The following is a 23,657-nucleotide window of genomic DNA, read 5'->3' as shown; positions in this document are numbered from 1 at the left end:
GGAACGGAAGAGGCTCCAGGAGAGGCATGCGGACCCGGCATTCGGAGATCCGCATCGAGCTGCAGGACGAGAAGATGAAAACGCCGATGCGACTGAAGACCCCCATCCTGATTTCCGCGGCGGTCGTCGTGGCGGCGCTCAGTGCGGCCGGCGTCGTCGGATATGCCCAGCAGCCTACCCAGGCGCAGCCGATGCCGCTGCAGCAAGGGGGGACGCCCGCGCCGGTCAAGAAGCCTGCAGCCGCTGCGAAGCCGCAGCCGCACAAACAGCGTCCGCAGGAGGCGCAGACGCCACCGGCGGCCGCCGCATCCGTTCCGCCCCAGCAGGCGGGGCAGCAGCCGACCGTGTTCGACGAGCATGCGCGGCAGGGCAATATCGCGACCTGCGCCAATCTGTTCGGAACGCTCGGCCGCGGTCTCGCGACCAACTCCAACTACACCGCGCAGTCGCAGTGGGATGCCAAGGCCGGAAATTCGCATTCGGTGCAGTCGCTGGTCGCGCTCGCGCCAAACCAGGCGCCCCAGGGCAGCGCTGCCCAGCGTGCCGCCGGCATCGTGTTCGCCGCGCCGGTCGGGTCGTCCTGCGAGGGCAATCTGGTGCGGGTGACGCCAAGCGCGGAAAGCTGCCCGACGGTTGCTGCGGAGCTCGCCAAGCTCAACGGGCAGAACGGCACGCTCGGTGATCTCGCGACGATCGCGCTGCCGAACGGCGCGCAGGTGGTGCTGATTCCGTTCGGCAACGCCTGCGTCGCGGTCACCGCGCTCCGGGTCGCCGGCTAACGCAGCCGCTCTCGCATACATGACGCCGCCCGATCAGAGAACGTAGCCGCCGTCGATGGTGATGCTGGTGCCCGTGATCAGGCTGGCGCCGGTGCCAGCCAGAAAGCAGACCGCCGACGCGACGTCGTCTGGACTGTTCAGGCGGCGCAACGGAATCCTCTCCTTCAGCCAATCGGCCATGCCGGCGGTCATGTCCGTGGCCGTCGGTCCCGGCTGCAGATTGTTAACCGTGATTTGCCGCGGGGCCAGGTCGAGTGCCGCAGTCTTCACGAGTGAAGCGACCGCCGCCTTCGTCATCGCATAGGCGCTGCCGCCGGCGGCGCCGGTCCTGATGGCCGTGTTGCTTCCGATCGTGATGATCCGCCCGCCGTCACGCATGGCGGCCGTGGAGGCCTGCATCGCCAGGAACACGCCGCGAATGTTCACATTGAGCAGCAGATCGAGATCGTCGGGATTGAATGACTCGATCGATCCGAGACGAAGCACGCCCGCATTGATGACCACGACATCAAGCAGTCCGAGCTGATCGGTGGCCTCTGCCACGGCGCGCCGGATCGCCGCTGTCGGCGTGGACCGCGACTGCCTTGCCTCCGGCCCCGGAAATCCCATCGCACACCTCGCGTGCCTTGTCGGGCCTGCTCACATAGGTGAGGGCGACCGAGAACCTCTCCTCCGCAAGGCGCTTGGCAATCGCGGCGCCGATCCCCCGCGAGCCACCGAATATGAGGGCGGCACGTGGTCTCTCCGATGTTGTGTCGATCATTTCCGTATCTCCTGTTTATTGGAATGTTCATTCCATAATAGGCTAAAAAAATCATGCGAGCGCGCGCAACGCCAACTGTCCGAGTGATCGCAATCGCCGGTGGCCGGCGCCACCGCGGGCGGCGACCCTGATCCCGGCAAAGGATGCGTAGAGGAATTCGGTCGCGCTCGACGGGTCGATTTCGGCCGCCACGTCGCCCTGCGCCTGAGCCTCACGGATTCGCGCCACGATGGCCTTGGTCAGCGCGCGTCCGGAGCTCTCACGAATAGCACCGAGTTCCGGCTTGCCGGTACCAAATTCGCAGATCGAATTGACGCCAAGACACGCCTCCGCCGCGTCATCCACCACGCGCTCGACCATGGCGCGAAGACCGTCGAGCGCGCGCTGCTCGCTTGCCAGGGCTGACAAATGTGCCTCGGTCTCCCGGGCGGCATAGCGCTGGACCGCGGCAACATACAACTGCCACTTGTCGCCGAACGTGTCGTAAAGGCTTTGCCGGCCGATGCCGAGCCTCCGTACCAGCATTTCCGCCGACGTGCCCTCATAGCCGTGCTCGCGGAACACGCCGATCGCGGCATCGAGCGCCTCTTCCGCAATGAATTCCTTCGGTCTTGCCATTGCTTGGAAATGACGGATTTGGAATGATCAGTCAAGAATGGCTGACATCACGGTCGCGTGCGCTGACCTCCAAGCCTGCCCACTAACATCTTGGCGATCAGCCATCAAAGGGCTGGATTTCCGGCTCCGGATCGTCAATTCTGATTTGGAACTTACCATCCGTGCCAAACGCGGAGGAGATGTCCCATGGAGGAAGCGCGTCCGGAGCGGTTTGTCCGCAAGGTCGGCGGTGAGCTTGTGTCGTCCGTCATCGCGCGGTCGGAGCCGATCAGAGTCGAGCTGCTCAGCCGGACCTCGCGGCCGCGGATGAACTGGCATTTCCGCCAGCCCGAACTGACGTTGTTCTGGTTCCGCAACGGCTGCTCGCGGTTGCAGGCCACGATCAACGGCCGTCCGGTCGAATATGAATTCTCCAGGGCGGCCAATCTCGCGCTGTTTCCCGCCGGTACCGAGATCGAGGGCGAGTGGTCGGTCGGGCCGGCGTTCGACTATGTCGTCGTCTTCCTCGACCCAAAATTCGTGCAGAGCCGTCTCAATGGCTTGATCGAAACGCCCGCGATTGCGTTCGGCCATGACCAGCTCTGTCGCGGTCTCTCCGAACTTTGCCTGGAAGCGACCACGCCGGACAATCTGTTCGATCTGTTCGCCGAAGGCTGGGCCAGCCAGGCGCTGGCCCATATGGCGCGGCTGTCGCGCGGCGCGGAACCGGCAAAAGCGCCGAGCCGCGGCGGTTTGCCGGCGCTCAAGCTGCGGAGGATCGAGGCGTTCGTCCGGGCCAATCTTGGCGAGACGATCTCGTTGTCGGCACTGTCAGATGTTGCCGGCCTGAGCAAGCGGCATTTCCTGCGCGCGTTCCAGGAGAGCATGGGCACCAGCCCGCATCGCTATGTGCTCGGCCTGCGCATTGAGGTGGCCAAGCGTCGCCTCAGCGACACCGATGAGAGCCTGACCAGCATCGCGCTGGCGTCGGGGTTCAGCCACGCCCAGCATTTCTCGTCGACGTTCAGGCAAGTCACGGGTGTCAGCCCGTCGGTGTTCCGGCAACAGGGACGGGCGTGAGTTTCGGCGCTTTTTTGCAAGTCGAGGCGCTTTCCCGCAAGCGCCGGCGCACGGTCCAGCGTATGCCGAAGTTGCGCTCAGGGTTTGGTCGCGACCGCGCATTGGAGAAGGAAGCAAAGCATGCCAGGGCCATTGGCGGGAGTTCGCGTACTTGATCTGACCGGTGTCGTTTCGGGCCCGTTCGCGACGATGTTTCTGGCCGATCAGGGCGCGGATGTCCTGAAGGTCGAACCGATCGGCGGCGACATCACCCGCCGCAGCCGGGCCAATGTCGACAAGACCGGCGAGTTCTCGGCGCTGTTCATCTCGTCGAACCGCGGCAAGCGTTCGCTCTCGATCGACATGAAAACCGCCGCCGGCCGGGACGTGCTGGGCAAGCTGGTCCTGCAGTCCGACGTGCTGGTGCAGAATTTCCGGCCCGGCACGATGGAACGTCTCGGGCTCGGTCCGGACGAGGTGCGCAAGAACAACCCGCGGTTGATCTATGTCTCGATCAGCGGTGTCGGCGAAGACGGGCCTTACGCCAAGAAGCGCGTCTATGATCCGATCGTGCAGGCCCTGTCGGGCTTCTGCGATATACAGGCGCAGCCGGTGACCAACCGTCCGCAGATGATCCGCACCATCGTGGCCGACAAGACGACGGCGGTCTATGCCGCGCAGGCGATCACGGCGGCGCTCTATGCGCGGGAAAAATCCGGCAGCGGCCAGCATATCCAGGTGGCGATGCTCGACGCGATGATCGCCTATCTCTGGCCGGAAGGCATGATGCAATACACGGTGGTCGGCCGCGAGCAGGCGACGGCCGATCCGAACGACCGGCCCGATCTCGTGTTCCAGACCTCGGACGGTTATCTTACCTGCGGGACGATATCCGATTCCGAATGGCAGGGCTTCTGCAAGGCCACCGGTGATCCGGAGCTCGCCAACGATGCGCGCTTCGCCACGCCGGCTTCGCGCTCGGTCAATGCAACGGCGCGCATCAACAGGATGCAGGACTATATCGGCAGGCACACCACCGCCGAATGGCTCGCCCGGCTCGATGCGGCCGATGTGCCCTGCGCGCCGATCCTGCGGCGCGGCGAGATCATCGCCAACGAGCAGGTGGTCGCGCGCGAGCTGATCGCCGAGCTCGAGCAGCCCGGGGTCGGCACGGTGCGGCAGCCCAAGCCTGCTGCGCGTTTCGACGTGGATAGCGCCGCGATCGGCGGCCCGGCGCCGCGCATCGGCCAGCACACCAGGCAGGTGCTGTCCGACCTCGGCTATGGCGATGCTGCCATCGCAGAGATGATCGAGCAAAAGGCCGTGCGCGCGGTCTGAGCGACCGCGCCGCGCAACGTCACAATTGCTGAACCGAACAACCGCCGTCGGTGGGAGATGTCCTATGGCCGAGACAAACAAGACTGCCTTGCTGGTTGGCGCGGGCGATGCGATCGGCGCCGCAGTGGCGCGGCGCTTCGCCGCCGGCGGCTACACCGTCTGCATCGCGCGGCGTGATGCGGCGAAATCGAGCGCCTTGGTGGAGGAGCTGACCGGCGCCGGAAGCCGGGTGCATGCGCTCAGTGTCGACGCGCGGCGCGAGACCGAGGTGCAGGAACTTTGCGAGCGGGTCGAGCGCGAGATCGGGCCGATCGAGGTCTGCCTGTTCAATGCCGGCTCGAACGTCAAGAAGGAGCTGCATGAGACCAGCGAAAAACTGTTCTTCAAGGCCTGGGAGCTCGCCTGCTTCGCCGGCTTCCTGGTCGGACGCGAGGCGACCCGGCACATGCTGCGGCATGGCCGCGGCACCATGCTGTTCACCGGCGCGACCGCGAGCGTGCGCGGCAGCAGCGGCTTTGCGGCATTCGCATCCGCCAAGTTCGGCCTGCGCGCGGTTGCCCAGGCGATGGCGCGCGAGCTCGGACCGAAGAACATCCATGTCGCGCATCTCCTGATCGATGCCGGTGTCGACAGCCCGGCCATTCACCAGCGGATGAAGGCCGCCACGGGGGTCGAAGCATCGGAGATCCCGCCTGACACGCTGACCCGGACATCCTCGATCGCGGAGGCTTACTGGTTCGTGCACCAGCAAAGCCGCGACGGATGGAGCCATGAACTCGATCTGCGTCCCTCCGTCGAGAAATGGTGACGTCATGCCGGAGACGCTGACGCTATGGGGGGTGGGAACATCGCGGACGATTCGGGCCCATTGGGCATTGCACGAATTGGGGCTGGACTATCACTGCAAGCCGATCCTGCCGCGCTCCGGCGAGACCAAGACACCTGAATACACGCTGCTCAATCCGCGGCAGAAGATTCCCCTGCTGCAGGATGGCGACTTCACGATCGGGGAGAGTGCCGCCATCGTCGCCTATCTGGCGCGCCACTACTCCAACCCGAATGTTTCGCTCGTTCCCGTCGAGGAGCGCGATTTCGCACGATGGCTGGAATGGTGCTTCTTCATCGTCGCGGAACTGGACTCGACCAGCCTCTACGTGATGCGCCGCCATGGCGTCCAAGGCCTCGCCCATATCTACGGCCATGCGCCGGATGTGGTCGTGAAAGCGGCCGAGTATTTCCGCCAGCAGCTCCGCCATGTCGAAGTCGCCCTGTCGGACGGCCGCCAATATCTGATGGGCGATCAATTCACCAGCGCGGATATCCTGCTCGCGACTTGCCTGGTATGGGCGATCGACTATGGCGTCGGGGTCTGCGACGTTGCGACGCCCTATCTCGACCGCGTCACGGCGCGGCCGGCCTATAAGGAAAGCGTCGCGGTAAACACCGTGAAGTCTGATCGGTGACACGCGTCAGAGCCTGGGGCGTGTACTCATAGGGCGGCTGGCTGACTGATGTCCGCTCGCCCCCCCCACAGCGGCGGAAGCACGCCTCGCACGAGGTCGCAGAAGGGTCATGAGCGGACCAGGATCCCCGGCCGCTCTAAGCGAGCCAACGCTTGCGCCGCTTGTAGTGCTTCACGTCGCGATATGATTTTCGCTTGTCGCCGGCGATGCCAAGATAGAACTCCTTGACGTCCTCGTTGGCGGCGAGGGCGCGCGCTTCGCCATCCATCACCACGCGGCCGTTCTCGAGGATGTAGCCGTGGCTCGCATATCTGAGCGCCATATTGGTGTTCTGCTCGGCGAGAAGAAACGAAACACCTTCCTTGACGTTGAGATCCTTCACGATCTCGAAGATCTCCTCGACGATCTGCGGCGCGAGCCCCATCGAAGGTTCGTCGAGCAGGATCATCTTCGGGCGCGACATCAGCGCGCGCCCGATCACGCACATCTGCTGTTCGCCGCCCGACGTATAGCCGGCAGTGGAGCCGCGCCGCTCCCTGAGACGGGGGAAATAGGCGTAGACCCGTTCAAGGTCCTGCGTGATCGCGAACTTGCCATCCGTCCGCGTAAAGGCGCCGGTCAGGAGATTCTCCTCGACCGTAAGATGAGGGAAGGCGCGCCGCCCCTCCATCACCTGAATGCAGCCGCGTCGCACCACGTCGTTTGGCGACAGGGACTTCACCTCGACGCCGTTGAACAGGATCGAACCTTTGGTGACCTCGCCGCGCTCGGCGTGCAGCAGATTGGAGATCGCCTTCAGCGTCGTCGTCTTGCCGGCGCCGTTTGCGCCGAGAAGCGCGACAATGCCGCCTCGCGGGACCTCCAGCGAGACGCCCTTCAACACGAGGATGACGTGATCGTAGACAACCTCGATATTGTTGACCGATAGAATCAGAGCTGCCGCTTCCGTCGCAGCGGTGACGACCTTGGCGATTGACACGCGCAGACCTCCAAACTGGGGATCCGGGAAGCAGGCAAACCTGCCTCCCGGATCACTTGCACGGGCTCAGGTTTCTTTCGCGCAGTCGCGCGGCTTGATCTTCTTCTCCGCGGCATACTTCGCGGACACATCGGCGACGAGCGGCTCGATGAGCGATTCGTCAGCCGTGTACCAGTCGGAGATCACTTTCCAACCCTTGCCATCCCATTGCTGGACGCGCCCGTAGCGCGCGCCCTCGTGGTCGGAGCAGGAAATGCTGACCGGCTTCAACATCCCCTCAAAGCCGAGTTCCTTGATACGTGCATCGGTGAGGATGAGGTTCTCAAGCCCCCAACGGACCTGCTCGCCCGTCAGCGGTTTCTTGCCGAACTTTTCCTGCGCCTTGCGGATCGCCTCCACGCCGAGCATGGCATTCGTCATGCCGCGGTTGTAGAGAACTTCACCGATCTTGCCAGGTTCCGTCGAACCCTTGCCCTTGGCGTAGACGTACTTCTCTATGTCCGTGTGCGCGGGATATTTTCCTGCACCATGCTGAAGCATCAGCGACTTGTAGCCGGCGGCCTGATCACCTGCCGGCGTCACATCCGGCTCTGCGCCCGACCACCAAACACCGATCATCTTGTCGCGCGGATAGGCGACGGCCGCCGCTTCCTTGATTGCCGTGCTGTTCATGACGCCCCAGCCCCAGACCAGGACATAGTCCGGCCGATTCTGGCGGATCGCCAGCCATTGCGATTTCTGCTCGACACCGGGGTGCGTGACCGGTATCGGCGTGAACTCAAAGCCGTATTTCTGCGCCAGCACCTGCAGCATCGGAATCGGCTCCTTGCCATACGGGCTGTCGTGATACAGCAGCGAAATCTTCCTGCCTTTCAGCTTGTCGAACCCGCCGAGCTCCTTGGCGACGTGCTGGATCGCGATATCCGCCGCGGACCAGTAGGTGCCGAGCAGCGGGAAGTTGTACGGGAACACCGCGCCGTTCTTGGAATCGGCACGGCCGTACCCCATCGTGATGATCGGGATCTTGTCGGTCGCGGTCTTTTCGGTGAGCGCGAAGGTGATGCCGGTCGACAGCGGATTGATGAAGGCCGCGCCGGTTGGACCCTTGCTCTTGAGACGCTCATAGCACTCGACGCCTTTGTCGGTCGCGTAGGCGGTTTCGCACTCCTCGACCAGAAGCTTGACGCCGTTGATGCCGCCGTCGCGCTCGTTGATCAGGTTGTAGTAGTCGGCAACGCCGTTTGCGTAGGGCGCGCCGTTCACGGCGTACGGTCCAGTCCGGTAGGACAGAATTGGAATGAACTGCTCGTTTTGCGCTGCGGCCGGTGGGCCAAACGCCGCGCCGGCCAAGGCGGTCGCTAGTATCAGTAAACTGCGTGCAATACTTGCCATATTGATATCCTCCTCCTTAGAATCCCTCTTTCCCGTCCGCGGTGCTTCCTTCCTTTTCGTTGTCAGCGGCCGCCATCCGCGTTGCGATCGCTCTTTCAATAGGGAAACGGCCAAAGTCTGAGCTTCTCCTTGCCGATCGATATCAGCCGGGCGAAGCCATGGGGTTCCTTGATCAGCAGATAACAGATCAAAGATCCGAAGGTGATGAACTGGAGGTGCGTGATTGTTTGTGTCGACAGTGGCAGGCCGAGTTCGGTCGGAATCACATTCAGCATGATCGGCACGATGAGGATGAAAGCCGCCCCGATGAACGAACCCATGATCGATCCAAGCCCGCCGATGATGACCATGAACAGAAGTTCCAGCGAGCGGTCGATCGAGAACGCAAGCGGCTCCCATGAACCGAGGTAGACGAACGCCCAGAGCGCACCCGCCACCCCGATGATGAATGAAGAGACTGCGAAGGCCGTGAGCTTGGCATAGAGCGGCCGGATACCGATCAGTTCAGCGGCGATATCCATGTCGCGGATCGCCATCCACTGCCTGCCGAGATTGCCGCGAACGAGATTCTTCGCCAGCACCGCCATCACGGTCACGAAGAGCAGGCACAGCAGGTAGCGCTCGACCGGCGTGCGAACGACCATGCCGAAGAAATCCAGTGCCGGTGCATTGACCGATCCCGACGGGGCGTAGTTGGTGAACCACGGAATTCGCAGGAACGCCCAATCGAAGAAGAACTGCGCGGCGAGCGTTGCGACCGCCAGGTAGAGACCCTTGATCCGCAAACTGGGAATGCCGAACAGGATTCCGGCACCCGCCGCCATGAACCCACCGAGCAGAATGGATGCCAGCACGGGCAACGGCGGCATCGAGATCGCGAAGCCAAGCCAGGCAAGCGGGATATGGACGCCTGTCGCCAGCTTGTAGGCGGAATAGGCGCCGATGGCCATGAACGCGCCGCTGCCGAGCGAAATCTGGCCGCAATAGCCGACAAGTATGTTCGTGCCGATGGCGGCGAGCGCAAGGATAAGGAACGGCAGCAAGATCGCCCACAACAGATAGTCGGTGCTGAACGGCCAGATACGGAAGGTGGCCAACAGCGGCACGCCAACGAAAGCGATCGCGAGCAGGACGGCGAGCGCAATACGGTCCTGGCGGATCGGAAAGATCGCCATGTCCTCTGCGTAGCTCGTCTTGAACTGGCCGGCCTCGCGATAAAGCACGACGAACTCCTTGTTTCAGATACGTTCGATGATCCGCTCGCCGAACAGCCCCTGCGGCCGCACGAGCAGCACCGCCAACGCCAGCACAAACGCAAACCAATATTCGATACCGCCACCGATGGATGGCCCCAGATACGCCTCGGCAAGCTTCTCGCCCGCCCCCACGATGAGCCCGCCGACGATGGCTCCCGGAATCGAGGTGAGGCCTCCAATGATCAGAACCGGCAGCGCCTTCAGCGCGAGAAAAGTGATGGAGAACTGCACGCCGAGCTTGGTCCCCCATACGGTCGCCGCGACCAGCGCAACGAGGCCGGCGGCAAGCCAGACGACGAACCAGATCCAGCTGATCGGGATACCGACTGAATGCGCGGCCAAATGGTCGTCGGCCACGGCCCTGAGTGCGCGGCCGGTCTTGGTACGCTGAAAGAAAATTGCGAGGCCGGCGACCAGGATGCCTGCGATCAATGCGCCCCAGACATCCAGCTTGTTGACCAGAATGCCACCCGGGAACAGGCCTTCAAACAAGAACCAGGCATCGGTCGGGAACAGACGCAACGGGTAGACATCCGATCCGAAGATCATCTCCGCGGCGCCCTCGATGACGAATGTCACGCCGATCGTCGACATGAACAGCGTCAGGCCGTCCTGGTTGACAAGAGGTCCGATCACGAACCGCTCGATGAGCCAGGCCGTTGCCGCCATGATCACGGCGGCAAAGCCGACAGCGAGGACGACCGCGACCCAAAGCGGAAAGCCGTTGGCGACCAGGAGGTCGAGGGAGCGAACCAGCGCCAATCCCGCGAGCAATACCATTGCTCCCTGGGCATAATTGAATACGCCAGATGCCTTGAAGATCAGCACGAAGCCGAGCGCGACCAGCGAATAGAGTACGCCGGACATCAATCCACCGATAAGGACCTCGAGAAACTGACCCAGTGCGATCATGGACGCACCTCAATGCGCGACGCCAAGATATGCGTCGATGACGGCTTGACTTTTCTTCACTTCATCAGGCGTGCCGTCGGCGATCTTTACGCCGTGATCAAGCACCGCTACGCGATCCGACAGATCCATCACCACGGCCATGTCGTGCTCGATCAGGGCGATTGTCGTGCCGTAATGGTTGTTCACATCAATGATGAACCGCGACATGTCTTCCTTCTCCTCGAGGTTCATGCCTGCCATCGGCTCGTCGAGGAGAAGAAGGTCGGGCTCCATCGCCAGAGCGCGACCGAGTTCGACACGCTTCTGCAAGCCGTATGGCAAACGCCCAACCGGTACCTTGCGGATTGTCTCGATCTCCAGAAAGTCGATGATCTCCTCGACCTTGCTCCGATGCTCGACCTCCTCTGCGAGGGCAGGGCCATAACGCAGCACCTGCCACAACAGCCCCCGCCGCACCTTCAGGCTGCGGCCTGCCATGATGTTGTCGAGCGCGCTCATGCCCTTGAACAGGGCGACATTCTGAAAGGTGCGTGCGATGCCGCCGCGCGCCGCCTCGAAAGGCTGCATTCTGGCCCGGGTGCGCCCCTTGAAGGTGATGGCGCCATGATTGGGGTGATAGAAACCGTTGACGACGTTCAGCATCGAGGTCTTGCCGGCGCCGTTGGGGCCGATGATGGCTCGAATTTCACCCCTTCTGACGTTGAACGAAACGTCGCGCAGCGCCTTGACGCCGCCGAAGGCCAGTGCCACGCCCTCGACCTGCAGCAGGATTTCGTTGGTGTCCGGCGCTCTCATGCTGCTCTTCCCAGCGATTCTGCCGGACCGATGACTTGCATGTCGCGAACCTTGACCCGTGCCGCGATCGTACCTTTGCGACCATCCTCCAACGTGACCTCGGTGGAAATGTCGGCTTCCTGCGAGCCGTTGTAGAGGGCCGTGACCAGCGGCGCATAGCGCTCGGCAATGAACCGGCGGCGCACCTTCTGCGTGCGGGTCAACTCACCGTCATCCGCGTCGAGCTCCTTGTGCAGGATGAGGAAGCGGCGAACCTGCGCGCCCGCCAGCACCGTTTCCTTGGCAAGCGAGCGGTTCACCTCGGCAACGTCTTTCGCCACCATGTCGTAGACCAGCGGATGCCCGGCCAGTTCCTGATATGACCCGTAGGCAACGTTGTTGCGTTCCGCCCAATTTGCGACGGCGACGGGGTCGATGTTGAGCATCGCGCAAACAAAATCTCGGGAGTCACCGAAAGTGACCGCTTCCTTGATATTGGGATAGAACTTCAGTCTGTTCTCGAGATATTTCGGGGCAAACATCGTGCCGTCCGCCAGCCGACCGACGTCCTTGGCGCGGTCGATGATCTTCAGATGCCCGGTCTTCTCGTCAAAAAAGCCCGCATCACCAGTCCTGACGTATCCGTCGGACGTCATGGCTTCCGCGGTCTTTGCCTGATCCTTGAAATATCCGAGGAACATGCCGGGTGATCGAAACTGCACTTCGCCCGATTCCGCAATGCGAATGTCAACATTGGGCGCCCGCGGACCAACCGTATCCGAGTAGATCTCGCCATCCGGCTGGCACGTTACATAAAGGAACGCTTCGGTCTGGCCGTAGAGCTGTTTCAGATTCAGTCCGATCGAGCGGTAGAACGCGAACAGTTCCGGACCGATCGCTTCGCCTCCAGTGTATGCAACGCGCACCAGAGACAGGCCAAGAACGTTCTTGAGAGGCTCGTAGACCAGCCAGCGCCCGAGCGCATAGAGCAATCGGCCTGACAGCGGCACCGGACGTCCCGTCAAGACTTGCTCGCCATACCGCCGCGCGACGTCTAGAAAGTAGCTGAACAATCGCCGCTTGAGCGGCGCTGCGTCCTCCATCCGGACCATCAGCCGCGTCAGCATGGCCTCGAAACCGCGCGGTGGGGCTAAGTAGAAGGTTGGTCCGATCTCACGCCGATCCTGCTCAATCGTGTCGCCGCTCTCGGGACACGCCATGCAGAATCCGGCCACGAGGCCTTGCACGTAGCTGACGTAATGATCGCCGGCCCAGGCCAGCGGCAGATAGGCGAGCACTACGTCACTGTCGGTCAGTCTGTCGAACCGCGTGGTGTCGGTCGCAGCATCGATGCAGCCTCGCGCCGACAGCATGACACCCTTCGGCGCGCCGGTCGTTCCCGAGGTGTAGAGGATGACTGCGATGTCCGAACCGTTGCCCGCCTGAACGTATTCATCGATCCGTTCGCCAAGCGCCATGTCGGCCGCAAGCGCTGCGCGGCCGTCTTCGATGACATCGCCGATTGCGATCAGTCGACCGTCATCATAGCCATCAAGGCCGCGCGGCTCGTCATAGACAATCTTGTCGAGTTGCAGCAGCCGGTCGGCCACAGACAAGACCTTGTCGACCTGCTCCTGGTCTTGCGCTGCGACGAGCTTCACCTCCGCGTGAGCGAGCACAAAAGCAAGTTCGTCGGCCACCGCATCCGAGTAAACCGGAACAGGAATCGCGCGCAGCGTCTGCGCTGCCATCATGGTCCAGTAAAGCTTCGGCCGATTGGAGCCGACGACCGCGATTATCTCACCCTGCCGCAAACCAAGCCGATGCAAGCCCGCGGCATAGGCGCGCACGATCTCGGCAACTTCGGCCCAAGTCCAGGTTTGCCAGATGCCACGATCCTTATGACGAAACGCCGGACGCGTGCCAAACCGCGAAGCATTTCGCAGCAGCAATTTGGGGAACGTGTCAAACGATCCGCCGCCGGCCATGTCGGTCTCGATCCCAAAAACCGGTGCGTTGGTTCGCCCCTGCTTATGGTGATGCCGCCCTTTTTTGGGTGGCAGCCATGCGAGTTCCGCATGCTCCAGCATGACAGCGGATCGAGAGCCCTACAAGTCCCAGATTGCTAGATCTTCCGCGGGGCCACGCTTCGGGGATGCGGACTGGCCGCCAATTCCCGAAGCTGATCTTACGGCCAAACCAATCAAAGAAGTTTCTGCCAGCAAGCGGACGCTGATCGGCTCAGAGGGGGTAATCCCAATGCCCGGCAAGCCTCACGTTTGGCGGCCTGAGCGCGAGAGCGGATTCTCCGTCGTTCGATCTGCGAGCCCCAGGTTCGAGCATGCTGCCGCCAAATTGAATTCTTGCCGTGCGGGCGTGCCGGCTCGACGAGCAAAATTCATGGGTTGGTAGATAGCAAAGGCCTGACGGTTCGCTTGTTTGGACTGCCTACGTCGCATCGCGGCGCCAGGCCGTAGCGGCCATGCAGGCCGCGCCAGAGGCCGTCGCACAGGGCACTCAAAAGCTTGCGCACCGAACATCCCCTCGACATTAGCTTTGGCCTGATCCTGCTGATGTCACCGGCGAAATGACAGAGCCATTTCTGGGCAGGCCTGCGTAGTTTTTGAGCAAGCGGCCATTGTTGCGACGCGACCCGCGCCAAAGAATCTCATGAGATTCAAAAGCCGGCGCTGTGGCACGCCTCGTGCATCAATGGCGCTGAGTTGGCCGCTAGGGTTCCGATCTTGCGAAGCAAGGTGCTGGTCCGAGAGCAGCCGCTTGCGGGGGAGACATCCCCGCAGGTGCACGGCGGGATAAAAGCCCGGGAGACCTCGTTAGCCAAGGGATTGGCGGAGCGATGGTCTTTTCGCCAGTCCCTTTTTGTGAAGTTTCGCAAGAGGGATCGGCAATGAACAAGTTCTCTTTCTTCCTCCGCTCTGTTGTCACCGGCTGCGCGATCGTGCTCGCGGCCGCATCCGTCGCTGACGCCGCACCGAAGAAAAGCTTCAAGGTCGCCTGGTCGATCTATGTCGGGTGGATGCCGTGGGGCTATGCGGCCGACACCGGCATCGTCAAGAAGTGGGCCGACAAATACGGCATCACGATCGAGGTCAAGCAGTTCAACGACTACGTTGAATCGATCAACCAGTACACCGCCGGCGGCTATGATGCCGTCACCATCACCAACATGGACGCGCTGTCGATTCCGGCGGCAGGCGGTGTCGACACCACCGCGGTCGTGATGGGTGATTTCTCCAACGGCAACGATGCCGTGATCCTCAAGAACAAGTCGGATCTGGCCGCGATCGAGGGACAGACGGTCAATCTGGTCGAATTCTCGGTGTCGCACTATCTGCTGGCACGTGCGCTCGAGACCAGCAAGCTGAGCGAGAAGGACGTCAAGGTCGTCAACACCTCCGATGCCGATATCGCCGCCGCCTACAAGACGCCCGACGTCAACGCGGTCGTGACCTGGAATCCGATCGTGACCGAAATCCTTGGCTCACCTGACGCCAAGAAGGTGTTCGACTCCTCGCAGATCCCCGGCGAGATCATGGACCTGATGGTGGTCAACACCGCGGTCGCCAAGGACAATCCGGATTTCGCCAAGGCGCTGGTCGGCATCTGGTACGAGACGCTGTCCAAGATGACGGCGAACGATCCCGCCGCGAAGGCCGCCAAGGAGGCGATGGCGAAGGCATCCGGCACCGACCTTGCCGGCTTCGACAGCCAGCTCTCGACCACAAAACTGTTCGACAAGGCAACCGACGCCGAAGCGTTTACGCGCAGCCGGACCATCGGCGTGACCATGGACCGCGTCCGCAAGTTCCTGTTCGAGAAGGACCTGCTCGGCAAGGGCGCGAAGTCGGTCGACGCGGTCGGGATCGAGCTCGCCGACAAGTCGGTGCTGGGCGACAAGTCGAACGTCAAGCTGCGCTTCGACCCGACCTACATGGACGAAGCCGCCAAGGGCAAGCTCTGACGCCAAGCCCCGACGCGCATCGCGTTGCCTCAAGCAGGAGCCGGACATGCGACTTGTGAACATACGGCCGGGACGGCAGACGCGATTCTATCTGCTCGCGCTGCCGTTCGTATTGGTCGCAATCGCCTACTTCGCCGGCTCCAGCGCGCGGCTCACGCAAAACCCGAACGACAAGCTGCTGCCGGCGCTGCCCAGCATGGTGCAGGCGGTCAAGCAGATGGCGTTCGAGGTCGATCCGCGCACCGGAGGCTATCTGATGGCCTCCGACACCGTCGCCAGCCTGGGGCGGCTGGGGTCGGCGCTGGCGATCTCGACGGTGGCGGCGCTCGTCCTTGGTATCGTGATCGGGCTGTTGCCGGGCGCCAATGCCTTGCTCGGGCCGTTCGTGTCGGTGACTTCGATGGTGCCGCCGCTGGCATTGTTGCCGATCCTGTTCATCGTGATGGGGTTGGGGGAGAATTCTAAGATTGCGCTGATCGTGATCGGGACGCTGCCCTGCATGATCCGCGACCTCGCCATGAAGGTGCAGGAGCTGCCGCGCGAGCAGATCGTCAAGGCGCAGACGCTCGGCGCCTCGACCTGGCAGATCGCGCTGCGCGTCGCGATGCCGCAAACCCTGCCGCGGCTGATCGACGTGCTGCGGCTGCAACTCGGCCCGGCTTGGCTGTTCCTGATCGCGGCCGAGGCTATCGCCTCGGATTCCGGGCTCGGCTATCGGATCTTCCTGGTGCGCCGCTATCTCGCGATGGACGTCATCATCCCCTACGTCGCCTGGATCACGCTGCTGGCGTTCCTGATCGATGTCGGCCTGCGCGTCACGCAGCGCAGGCTATTTCCCTGGTTTGCCTCGGTGAGGGCGGAATGAGCGCGATCCGGTTCGACGACGTCTGGAAGGAATACGGCGACCACATCGTGCTCGAGCGCATCACGATGGAGGTCGAGCCGCGCGCCTTCATTGCACTGGTCGGCCCGTCCGGTTGCGGCAAGACCACGCTGCTGCGGATGCTGCTCGGCGAGGAGCAGCCGAGCCGCGGCCAGATCATGGTCGACGGCAAGCCGTTGCGCGCCGAGCCGGATGCCGATCGCGGCGTGGTGTTCCAGCGCTACTCGGTGTTTCCGCATCTGACCGTCTTGCAGAACGTCATGCTCGGCTGCGAACTGCGCGACGCCAAATTCACGGCCCGGCTGTTCGGCGCCGCGCGGCGCGCCGCCACCGACGACGCCATGAAGCTACTCGCCGAGGTCGGGCTCGCCGGTCAGGAGAGCAAATATCCGTCGGCGCTGTCGGGCGGCATGCAGCAGCGGCTCGCGCTGGCGCAGGCGATCATGCGCGGGCCGAAAATCCTGCTGCTCGACGAGCCGTTCGGCGCGCTCGATCCGGGGATTCGCGCCGACATCCATCTGTTGATGAAGCGGCTCTGGAACGAGACCCATCTGACGGTCGTGATGGTGACGCACGACCTCAGCGAGGCGTTCGGGCTCGCGACCCGCGTAATCGCGCTGGAGCGGCAGCGCAACCGGCCGGAGGAGCGCGAGCGCTATGGCGCCACGGTGTCGCGCGACCTCGAGATCTTCCCACGCCGCAGCGCGGAGCCGCGGTCATCAGTTCAACCGGCTCCGATCGGGACGACCCGGTCAGGCACGGAGCATCAGCCGGGACGGCCCGGCGCTCTCGTCTTGAAGGAGCAACCATGATCCTCACAGAGGAACAGAAGGCCGAGATCGCGGTGCATACCCGACGCTACAATGAGTTGAAAGCAGCGGGGCAGGAGCATGCGCCGCGGGCGCTGCCGGCGCCGACCGCGCGCGACGCTGCGCCGATCGCCACCGACGCGATCATCCATCGCGAGGTGATTCCGGCCGGCTGGTACTGGACCACGCGGCTGAACCGCGGCGATACGCTGCGTATCGTCAACAGTTCGGGGACATCGACCGTCAGCCTGCTCGCCTGGAACAGCGCCGACACCACCGAGCGGCTCAACCACGCCGACACCATCAAGGTGCAGTGGGCGGCCCGGCTGCAGAAGGGGCGCGTGCTGCTCTCGGACATGGGGCGCGCGCTGCTCGGCATCACCGAGGACAGCAGCGCTGCGCATGATGCGGTGGTCGGCGGCTCGACTGCGGCGACCAACCTGGCCAAGTATGGCGAAGGGAATTTCCGCAATACGCGCGACAATTTCATCCTCGCCGCGGCCAAGCTCGGACTCGATCGCCGCGACGTGCATCCCTGCGTCAGCTTCTTTGCGCCGGTCGCGATCGACGCGGGCGGCAAGTTTGTCTGGTCCGACGCGCGCCGGCAAAAGGGTGATTTTGTCGATCTGCGCGCGGAGATGGACCTGCTGATTGCGTTGTCGAACTGTCCGCATTCGCTCGATCCGGCGGAAAGCTATCCGCAGGCGAGCGTGGAGATCGTGCGCTACCGCTCGGCCAAGCCCGACGCCGATGATCTGTGCCGTACCGCGACCGCCGAGGCGATCCGCGCCTTTCAGAACAATGCGCTGTATCTCGGCGAGACGAGCGAAGGAGCCGTGCGATGACCACGCAATCCGCTGAGACCCGTGGCCGCGTCGTTCTCGACGTGGAAACTCCCGCGCGCAAGCCGTGGTCGGCCATCATCCGCAAAGGGCAGACGCTGCGGATCACGGACACTCATGGCCAGCAGGCGGTCGATACGCTGTTCTATCGTGCCGACGACTATCAGGAGCGCTACAGCGGCCAGGATACGCTGCGCGTGCAGGGCTCGGCCTATGTCGGGCTCGGCACCAGGATCATGTCCAATGAAGGCCGCGTGATGCTGCGCGTCACCGCTGATAGTTGCGGCCTGCACGATACCTCCGCAGGCGCCTGCTCCTGCGAAAGCAACACCGTGCGGTTCGGGCACCAGACCCGCTACCAGCACGCCTGCCGCGAGAATTTCGTGATCGAAGCCGCGAAGTACGGCATGTCGAAGCGCGACATCGTGCCGAACCTGAACTTCTTCATGAACGTGCCGATCGATCCCGCCGGCAATTTCACCGTGGTCGACGGCGTCTCCAAGCCCGGTGACGCGATCGAGCTGGTCGCGGAGATGGACGTGCTGTGCCTGATCTCGAACTGTCCGCAGATCAACAATCCCTGCAACGGCTTCTTCCCGACGCCGGTGCAGGTCACGATCTTCGTGCCGGAGGCGTGAGGCATGTTCAGCAAGGTCCTGATTGCCAACCGCGGCGAGATCGCCGGGCGGATCGGCAGAACATTGCACCGCATGGGTATCGGGTCTGTCGCGGTCTATTCCGATGCCGACCGCTTCACGCGGCCGGTGCTCGAGGCCGACGAGGCGGTGCGCATTGGTCCGGCGCCGGCGGCCGAGAGCTATCTCAACGTCGATGCGATCATGGCGGCCTGTCTTGCGACGGGCGCGCAGGCGGTGCATCCCGGCTACGGCTTCCTGTCGGAGAACCGCCGCTTTGCCGAACGGCTCGCCGAGTACGGCATCAAATTCATCGGGCCGCGGCCGGAGCACCTTGACGCTTTCGGGCTCAAGCACCGTGCGCGCGAGATCGCCGAGAACAGCGGCGTGCCGCTGCTGCCGGGCTCCGGCCTGCTGGAGACCATCGACGAGGCGGTGCAACAGGCGGAAGCGATCGGCTTTCCGGTGATGCTGAAAAGCACAGCGGGCGGGGGCGGCATCGGCATGCAGCTCTGCCACGACATGGCGACGCTGCGCGAACGCTTTGAATCCGTGCAGCGCACGGCGCGGGCGAGCTTCGGCGACGCCCGGGTCTATCTCGAGCGGTTCGTCGCCCGGGCGCGCCACATCGAGGTGCAGATCTTCGGCAACGGCAGGGGCGATGTGGTCGCGCTCGGCGAACGCGATTGCTCGTTGCAGCGGCGCAACCAGAAGGTTTTTGAGGAGACGCCCGCGCCCGGACTCTCTGCCGAGATCAGGCGGCGGCTGCACGCGGCCGCGGTGTCGCTCGGCAAGGCGGTCGCTTATGAATCCGCCGGCACGGTGGAGTTCATCTATGACGTCGCGCGCGAGGATTTCTATTTCCTCGAGGTGAACACCCGCCTCCAGGTCGAGCATCCCGTCACCGAGCAGGTCACTGGCGTCGACCTCGTCGAATGGATGATCCGGCAGGCGGCCGGCGAGGACGTGCTCGGCAGGGCCGGCACGCTGACGTCGAAGGGCGCGTCGATCGAGGTGCGGCTCTATGCCGAAAACCCGGGCGCAAGTTTTCGCCCGAGCGCGGGCCGGCTGACGCAGGTCAGCTTTTCGCCGGATGCGCGGATCGACGGCTGGATCGAGACTGGCACCGAGGTGTCGCCGTTCTATGATCCGATGCTGGCCAAGATCATCGTGTCAGCCGAGACGCGCGAGGCCGCGATCGCAAAGCTGGCGCAGGCGCTGGATGACACGATCGTTGCAGGCATCGAGACCAATCTCGATTATCTCCGCGCGATCGCAGCGTCTGACGTGTTCCGCAGCGGGCAGGTGGCGACCAGCGTGCTCGGCGCCTTCGCCTATCGCCCGCGCACCATCGACGTCGTCGCACCGGGTGCGCAGAGCGGCGTGCAGGAATTGCCCGGCCGGCTGCATCTCTGGCATGTCGGCGTGCCGCCCAGCGGCCCGATGGACGAGCGGTCGTTCCGTGTCGCCAACTGTGTGGTCGGAAATCCGGAAACCACGACCGCGCTGGAGCTGACGGTCAACGGGCCGACCTTGCGCTTCAACACCGATGCGATCGTCGCGCTCTCGGGCGCACGGATGAAGGCATCGCTTGAGGGCGCCGAGGTCGCCCATGACGAGCCGGTCGCGGTACGCGCAGGCCAGACGCTCGTCATCGGCAGCATCAAGGGCCCGGGCCAACGCGCGTATCTCGCCGTGCGTGGCGGCATTGATGTGCCGGAGATCCTGGGATCGCGCGGCGTGTTCGCGCTCGGCGCGTTCGGCGGCCATGCGACGGGCTCGCTGAAGGCCGGCGACGTGCTGCATATCGGTGTCGAGCCGTCAGATCTTGCGGCGCCGCGGCGCGCAACGGAGGACGAGCCGCCACAGCTTGCATCGGCGTGGCAGATCGGTGTCGTCTACGGCCCGCATGGTGCGCCCGACTTCTTCCTCGACGAGGACATCGAAACGCTGTTCGCGGCGAGCTACGAAGTGCATTTTAACAGCGCCCGCACCGGTGTGCGGCTGATCGGTCCGAAGCCGCGCTGGGCCCGCGCCGATGGCGGCGAGGCCGGGCTGCATCCGTCGAACATTCATGACAACGCCTATGCGGTCGGCTCGATCGATTTTACCGGCGACATGCCGATCATTCTCGGCCCCGACGGACCGAGTCTCGGCGGCTTCGTCTGTCCGGCGGTCGTCGCGCGCGACGAGCTCTGGAAGATCGGCCAGCTCCGGCCTGGCGACACGGTTCGGTTCGTTCCGGTGAAACGCGACGATCCGGTTGCCGGCCCTACTGTGCTGCGCGCGCCCGAACTCGGCGCGGCGATCGTCGGGCGCAATGATGATGGCCCGATCCCGGTGGTGTATCGGCGCGCCGGCGATGACAATCTGTTGGTCGAATATGGTCCAATGGAGCTCGACATTGCGCTGCGGCTGCGCGTGCATGTGCTGGCGCAGGCGCTGGAGGAAGCGAAGCTTGGCGACCTGATCGACCTCACGCCCGGCATTCGCTCGTTGCAGATCCATTATGACGGCACGGCGCTGTCGCGAACGAAGCTGCTCGATGTGCTGCGGCGGACCGAGCGTGAACTGCCGCCGGTCGATGCGATGCGGGTGCCGAGCCGGACCGTGCATCTGCCGCTGTCGTGGCGCGATCCGGAAGCCGAGCTTGCGATGCGCAAGTATCAGGAGCTGGTCCGTGCGGATGCGCCGTGGTGTCCGTCGAATGTCGAGTTCATCCGGCGCATCAACGGGCTCGGCAGTGAGGACGACGTCCGCCGCATCGTGTTCGACGCGGATTATTTCGTGCTCGGCCTTGGCGACGTCTATCTCGGCGCGCCGGTGGCGACCCCGCTCGACCCGCGGCACCGGCTGGTGACCACGAAGTACAACCCGGCGCGGACCTGGACGCCGGAGAACGCGGTCGGCATCGGCGGCGCCTATATGTGCATCTACGGCATGGAAGGTCCGGGCGGCTACCAGCTGTTCGGCCGCACCATCCAGGTCTGGAACACTTGGCGCACCACGCGGGTGTTCGAGCCTGGCCATCCCTGGCTGCTGCGGTTCTTCGACAAGATACGCTTCTTCCCGGTCGACGCCGACGAACTGCTCGACGCCCGCGCTGCATTCCCGCACGGCCAATACGGCATCAGGATCGAAGAGGGCGAGTTCTCCTACGCCGACTATGCGAAGTCCTTGGCCGAAGCGCGGCTGTCGATCGCCGCGTTCAAGGCGACGCAGCAGGCCGCGTTCGATGCCGAGCGCCAGCGCTGGCGCGAGATGAAGCTCGACGAGACGCCGGCAGAATCGATCGATGCAAGTGCCGTCGCGACCGGCATTCCCGATGGCCAGATCGGCGCATTCTCGGAGGTGCCCGGCAATATCTGGAAGATCCTGGTCGAGGAGGGCGCCGTGGTCGCAGCCGGTGACGTGCTGGCCATCATCGAGTCCATGAAGATGGAGATATCAGTGCATTCGCCGAGCGCGGGCCGCATTGCGTCGGTGCAGGTCAAGCCCGGACAAACGCTGCGCGCGGGCGACGTGGTGGCGTTGATCCGGCCGGAGTAGATTCGGCCGCGTCCATCTGCTGCGGTCCTGCACTGTCATACCGCTATGGGGGACGATCGGACGGAAGCCGACAGCGCCATGCCTCGTTGGCAAGGAGCCGGCGCTGTCGGTCGGCGATGGCAGCCCATCCGGAGCGTACCACGCTGAGGACCGCAGCGTCGGCGGATGGACCTTCATCGCAGGCAAAATAGGCGCGAAGCCGTCCTTCGCAGTGGAAGCCGAGGCCGGTGTAGAGCTCTAGCGTACGCCGCAGGCGCCAATCCAGATGCACCTCGGCCCGCTCGACGGCGAGCACCTCGAAAGCATACCGCGTCATGAGATGCGCGACATGGCTGATGAGCAGGACCTCGTCCGATCGTCCGCTGCTCCAGATCGGCGCAAGCGTCGCCCGCTTCTCCTCCGGCTCGAGCGCCGCGAAAGCGGTAAGGCCGATGATGTCGCCTGATCCGACGTCCTCGATCGCGAGCGCGGCCGTGACGTTCGTGCAGCTCAGCGTGGCTGCCATGCGTGCGGCCGCCGCCTGGCCGGAGCCGCCGCGATCGAGCTGCCGAAGCGTGCCGGCGTCCCCAAGCGGCTTTACCCGCGAGATCTCAGAACCGTGGATCCTGGTCAGCAGGATGCGGTCGGTGGCCAAGGCGGCATGGCTGTCTACGAATTGCATGCCCTATTGACGCATCGAACCAACATGCCGTCAAATGACTGGAATGGCAGTTCATATGCGGATTAGTCATGTTCCTGAATCCGAGACACGTTGACCTGTTTCGCGAGGTCGTGCGTCACAACGGAATCACCAAGGCGGCCCTGAGCCTGCGGATCGGGCAGCCCTTCGTCAGTCGCGCCATCGCGCGGCTGGAGCGCGAGATCGGCTTCGCGCTGTTCGAACGCGGGCGCGGCGGCGTCACGTTGACGCCGGAAGGCGAGATATTCCTGCATGAGGTGGAGCGCAACCAGGTCGGGCTGGAGTATCTGGCGCGCGCGGCGCGCGGCATTCGCGCGCGAGGCAGCGGGACGCTGAGGATCGCCTGCCTTCCAGCATTCACCTATTCGTTGATGCCGCGGATCGTCAGCAAGTTCTCCAGGAAGAACCCTGGCATCATGCTGTCGGTCGCCGTGCATAGCCCTGAACGAGTCTGGAGTCTGGTTGCTGCGGGCCAGTGCGATGTCGGGCTGGCGCGACCCCAGTCGGGTTTTGCAGCGGTCGACGACGAACTGCTGATGACGACCGACGCCATCTGCGTGCTGCCGCGTCAGCACCGGCTGCGGTCCAAGCGATTGATCATGCCAAAGGACCTGCACGGCGAGGCGATGATTGCGGCAGCCCCGGGCGCGCCGCATCGATCGCGCCTCGAACGTGCCTTCGAAGACGCCGGGGCCGAGGTCAGAACGGTGGCGGAGATTCAGTACAGCATGCAGCGCTGCGCTCTGGTTGCGCAGGGGCTGGGCTTCTCGATCGTCGATCCCGTCGTGGCGCGGGATTTTGCCAGCGCCCGGATCGTGCTCAAGCCGTTCACGCCGCGGCTGGAGATCACCACCGTGCTGCTGTTTCCGTCGCAACGGCCGCGCAGCCGTCTCGCGCTGGAATTCTGCGACCTGCTTCGCGCCGAGACCGCGGAATACAGGAAGCCCGCCCGCGCGCCGGCCTGAC

General features: G+C 63.8%; 20 protein-coding genes, 1 pseudogene and 1 riboswitch. Of the genes and pseudogenes, 12 read left to right on the top strand and 9 right to left on the bottom strand.

Going from position 1 to position 23,657, the window contains the following annotated elements; genetic code table 11:
* Positions 1-26: 26 nt before the first annotated feature.
* Positions 27-779, top strand: a complete 753-nt coding sequence (locus HU230_RS26930) for a hypothetical protein (protein ID WP_176529125.1) — start codon at positions 27-29, stop codon at positions 777-779.
* A 33-nt stretch (positions 780-812) separates the two neighbouring features.
* Here HU230_RS26930 and HU230_RS26925 read toward each other — a convergent pair.
* Both HU230_RS26925 and HU230_RS26920 read right to left on the bottom strand, forming a co-directional pair.
* Positions 813-1,542, bottom strand: a pseudogene (locus tag HU230_RS26925) (SDR family oxidoreductase).
* Positions 1,543-1,593: 51 nt separating this feature from the next.
* Positions 1,594-2,160 carry a TetR/AcrR family transcriptional regulator gene (locus tag HU230_RS26920; RefSeq protein ID WP_176529126.1) on the bottom strand — a complete coding sequence of 189 codons (567 nt, stop codon included), beginning with the start codon at positions 2,158-2,160 and terminating at the stop codon, positions 1,594-1,596.
* A 186-nt stretch (positions 2,161-2,346) separates the two neighbouring features.
* Between HU230_RS26920 and HU230_RS26915 the strand changes: the two genes are divergently transcribed.
* From HU230_RS26915 to HU230_RS26900, 4 genes are all read left to right on the top strand, one after another.
* On the top strand, positions 2,347-3,219 hold the full coding sequence (locus tag HU230_RS26915; protein WP_176529127.1) for a helix-turn-helix domain-containing protein: 873 nt from the start codon (positions 2,347-2,349) through the stop codon (positions 3,217-3,219).
* A gap of 120 nt (positions 3,220-3,339) precedes the next feature.
* Positions 3,340-4,536 (top strand): CaiB/BaiF CoA transferase family protein, encoded by a 1,197-nt coding sequence (locus tag HU230_RS26910; protein ID WP_176529128.1) that lies wholly within the window; start codon positions 3,340-3,342, stop codon positions 4,534-4,536.
* A gap of 64 nt (positions 4,537-4,600) precedes the next feature.
* Positions 4,601-5,344: an SDR family NAD(P)-dependent oxidoreductase gene (locus HU230_RS26905; RefSeq protein ID WP_176529129.1), complete on the top strand. Its 744-nt coding sequence runs from the start codon at positions 4,601-4,603 to the stop codon at positions 5,342-5,344.
* A gap of 4 nt (positions 5,345-5,348) precedes the next feature.
* The gene (locus tag HU230_RS26900) at positions 5,349-5,999 is read left to right on the top strand and encodes a glutathione S-transferase family protein (protein WP_176529130.1); all 651 of its coding nucleotides are present in this window, start codon (positions 5,349-5,351) and stop codon (positions 5,997-5,999) included.
* Between the two features lie 136 nt (positions 6,000-6,135).
* On the opposite strand, the gene HU230_RS26895 is transcribed toward HU230_RS26900, so the two are convergent.
* The 6 genes from HU230_RS26895 to HU230_RS26870 all read right to left on the bottom strand — a co-directional run bounded on the left by HU230_RS26895 (position 6,136) and on the right by HU230_RS26870 (position 13,300).
* Positions 6,136-6,978: an ABC transporter ATP-binding protein gene (locus HU230_RS26895; protein WP_176529131.1), complete on the bottom strand. Its 843-nt coding sequence runs from the start codon at positions 6,976-6,978 to the stop codon at positions 6,136-6,138.
* Positions 6,979-7,044: 66 nt separating this feature from the next.
* Complete coding sequence (locus HU230_RS26890) at positions 7,045-8,241, bottom strand: ABC transporter substrate-binding protein (protein ID WP_420840897.1); 1,197 nt, start codon at positions 8,239-8,241, stop codon at positions 7,045-7,047.
* A gap of 224 nt (positions 8,242-8,465) precedes the next feature.
* The gene (locus HU230_RS26885) at positions 8,466-9,593 is read right to left on the bottom strand and encodes a branched-chain amino acid ABC transporter permease (protein WP_176529132.1); all 1,128 of its coding nucleotides are present in this window, start codon (positions 9,591-9,593) and stop codon (positions 8,466-8,468) included.
* Between the two features lie 15 nt (positions 9,594-9,608).
* Complete coding sequence (locus HU230_RS26880) at positions 9,609-10,538, bottom strand: branched-chain amino acid ABC transporter permease (protein ID WP_084518351.1); 930 nt, start codon at positions 10,536-10,538, stop codon at positions 9,609-9,611.
* 9 nt (positions 10,539-10,547) lie between these two features.
* Complete coding sequence (locus tag HU230_RS26875) at positions 10,548-11,333, bottom strand: ABC transporter ATP-binding protein (RefSeq protein WP_176529133.1); 786 nt, start codon at positions 11,331-11,333, stop codon at positions 10,548-10,550.
* A complete protein-coding gene (locus HU230_RS26870) occupies positions 11,330-13,300 on the bottom strand; it encodes an AMP-binding protein (RefSeq protein WP_176534844.1) in 1,971 nt (656 codons plus the stop codon). The genes HU230_RS26875 and HU230_RS26870 overlap by 4 nt, the downstream gene beginning before the upstream one ends.
* Before the next feature lie 731 nt (positions 13,301-14,031).
* A riboswitch (guanidine-I (ykkC/yxkD leader) is annotated at positions 14,032-14,142 on the top strand.
* Between the two features lie 78 nt (positions 14,143-14,220).
* Here HU230_RS26870 and HU230_RS26865 point away from each other — a divergent pair.
* The 6 genes from HU230_RS26865 to uca are packed head-to-tail and all read left to right on the top strand — an operon-like array spanning position 14,221 to position 22,012.
* A complete protein-coding gene (locus tag HU230_RS26865) occupies positions 14,221-15,294 on the top strand; it encodes a putative urea ABC transporter substrate-binding protein (RefSeq protein WP_176529134.1) in 1,074 nt (357 codons plus the stop codon).
* A 46-nt stretch (positions 15,295-15,340) separates the two neighbouring features.
* Complete coding sequence (locus HU230_RS26860; RefSeq protein WP_176529135.1) at positions 15,341-16,159, top strand: ABC transporter permease; 819 nt, start codon at positions 15,341-15,343, stop codon at positions 16,157-16,159.
* Entirely contained in the window at positions 16,156-16,989 is an 834-nt protein-coding gene (locus HU230_RS26855; protein ID WP_176529136.1) for an ABC transporter ATP-binding protein, read from the top strand. Before HU230_RS26860 ends, HU230_RS26855 begins: the two co-directional genes overlap by 4 nt.
* A complete protein-coding gene (locus HU230_RS26850) occupies positions 16,986-17,831 on the top strand; it encodes an urea amidolyase associated protein UAAP1 (RefSeq protein WP_176529137.1) in 846 nt (281 codons plus the stop codon). The genes HU230_RS26855 and HU230_RS26850 overlap by 4 nt, the downstream gene beginning before the upstream one ends.
* A complete protein-coding gene (locus HU230_RS26845) occupies positions 17,828-18,466 on the top strand; it encodes an urea amidolyase associated protein UAAP2 (RefSeq protein WP_176529138.1) in 639 nt (212 codons plus the stop codon). The genes HU230_RS26850 and HU230_RS26845 overlap by 4 nt, the downstream gene beginning before the upstream one ends.
* Positions 18,467-18,469: 3 nt before the next feature.
* Positions 18,470-22,012 (top strand): urea carboxylase, encoded by a 3,543-nt coding sequence (gene uca, locus HU230_RS26840; protein ID WP_176529139.1) that lies wholly within the window; start codon positions 18,470-18,472, stop codon positions 22,010-22,012.
* A gap of 43 nt (positions 22,013-22,055) precedes the next feature.
* On the opposite strand, the gene HU230_RS26835 is transcribed toward uca, so the two are convergent.
* The gene (locus HU230_RS26835) at positions 22,056-22,646 is read right to left on the bottom strand and encodes a GNAT family N-acetyltransferase (protein ID WP_224943614.1); all 591 of its coding nucleotides are present in this window, start codon (positions 22,644-22,646) and stop codon (positions 22,056-22,058) included.
* A gap of 95 nt (positions 22,647-22,741) precedes the next feature.
* Between HU230_RS26835 and HU230_RS26830 the strand changes: the two genes are divergently transcribed.
* Positions 22,742-23,656, top strand: a complete 915-nt coding sequence (locus HU230_RS26830; protein ID WP_176529141.1) for a LysR family transcriptional regulator — start codon at positions 22,742-22,744, stop codon at positions 23,654-23,656.
* Position 23,657 lies beyond the last annotated feature (1 nt).

Origin of the sequence: Bradyrhizobium quebecense (assembly GCF_013373795.3) — a bacterium.
Classification (GTDB): domain Bacteria; phylum Pseudomonadota; class Alphaproteobacteria; order Rhizobiales; family Xanthobacteraceae; genus Bradyrhizobium; species Bradyrhizobium quebecense.
The sequence above is the reverse complement of the archived record's forward strand: the minus strand, read 5'-3'. Positions and strand labels throughout refer to the sequence as shown.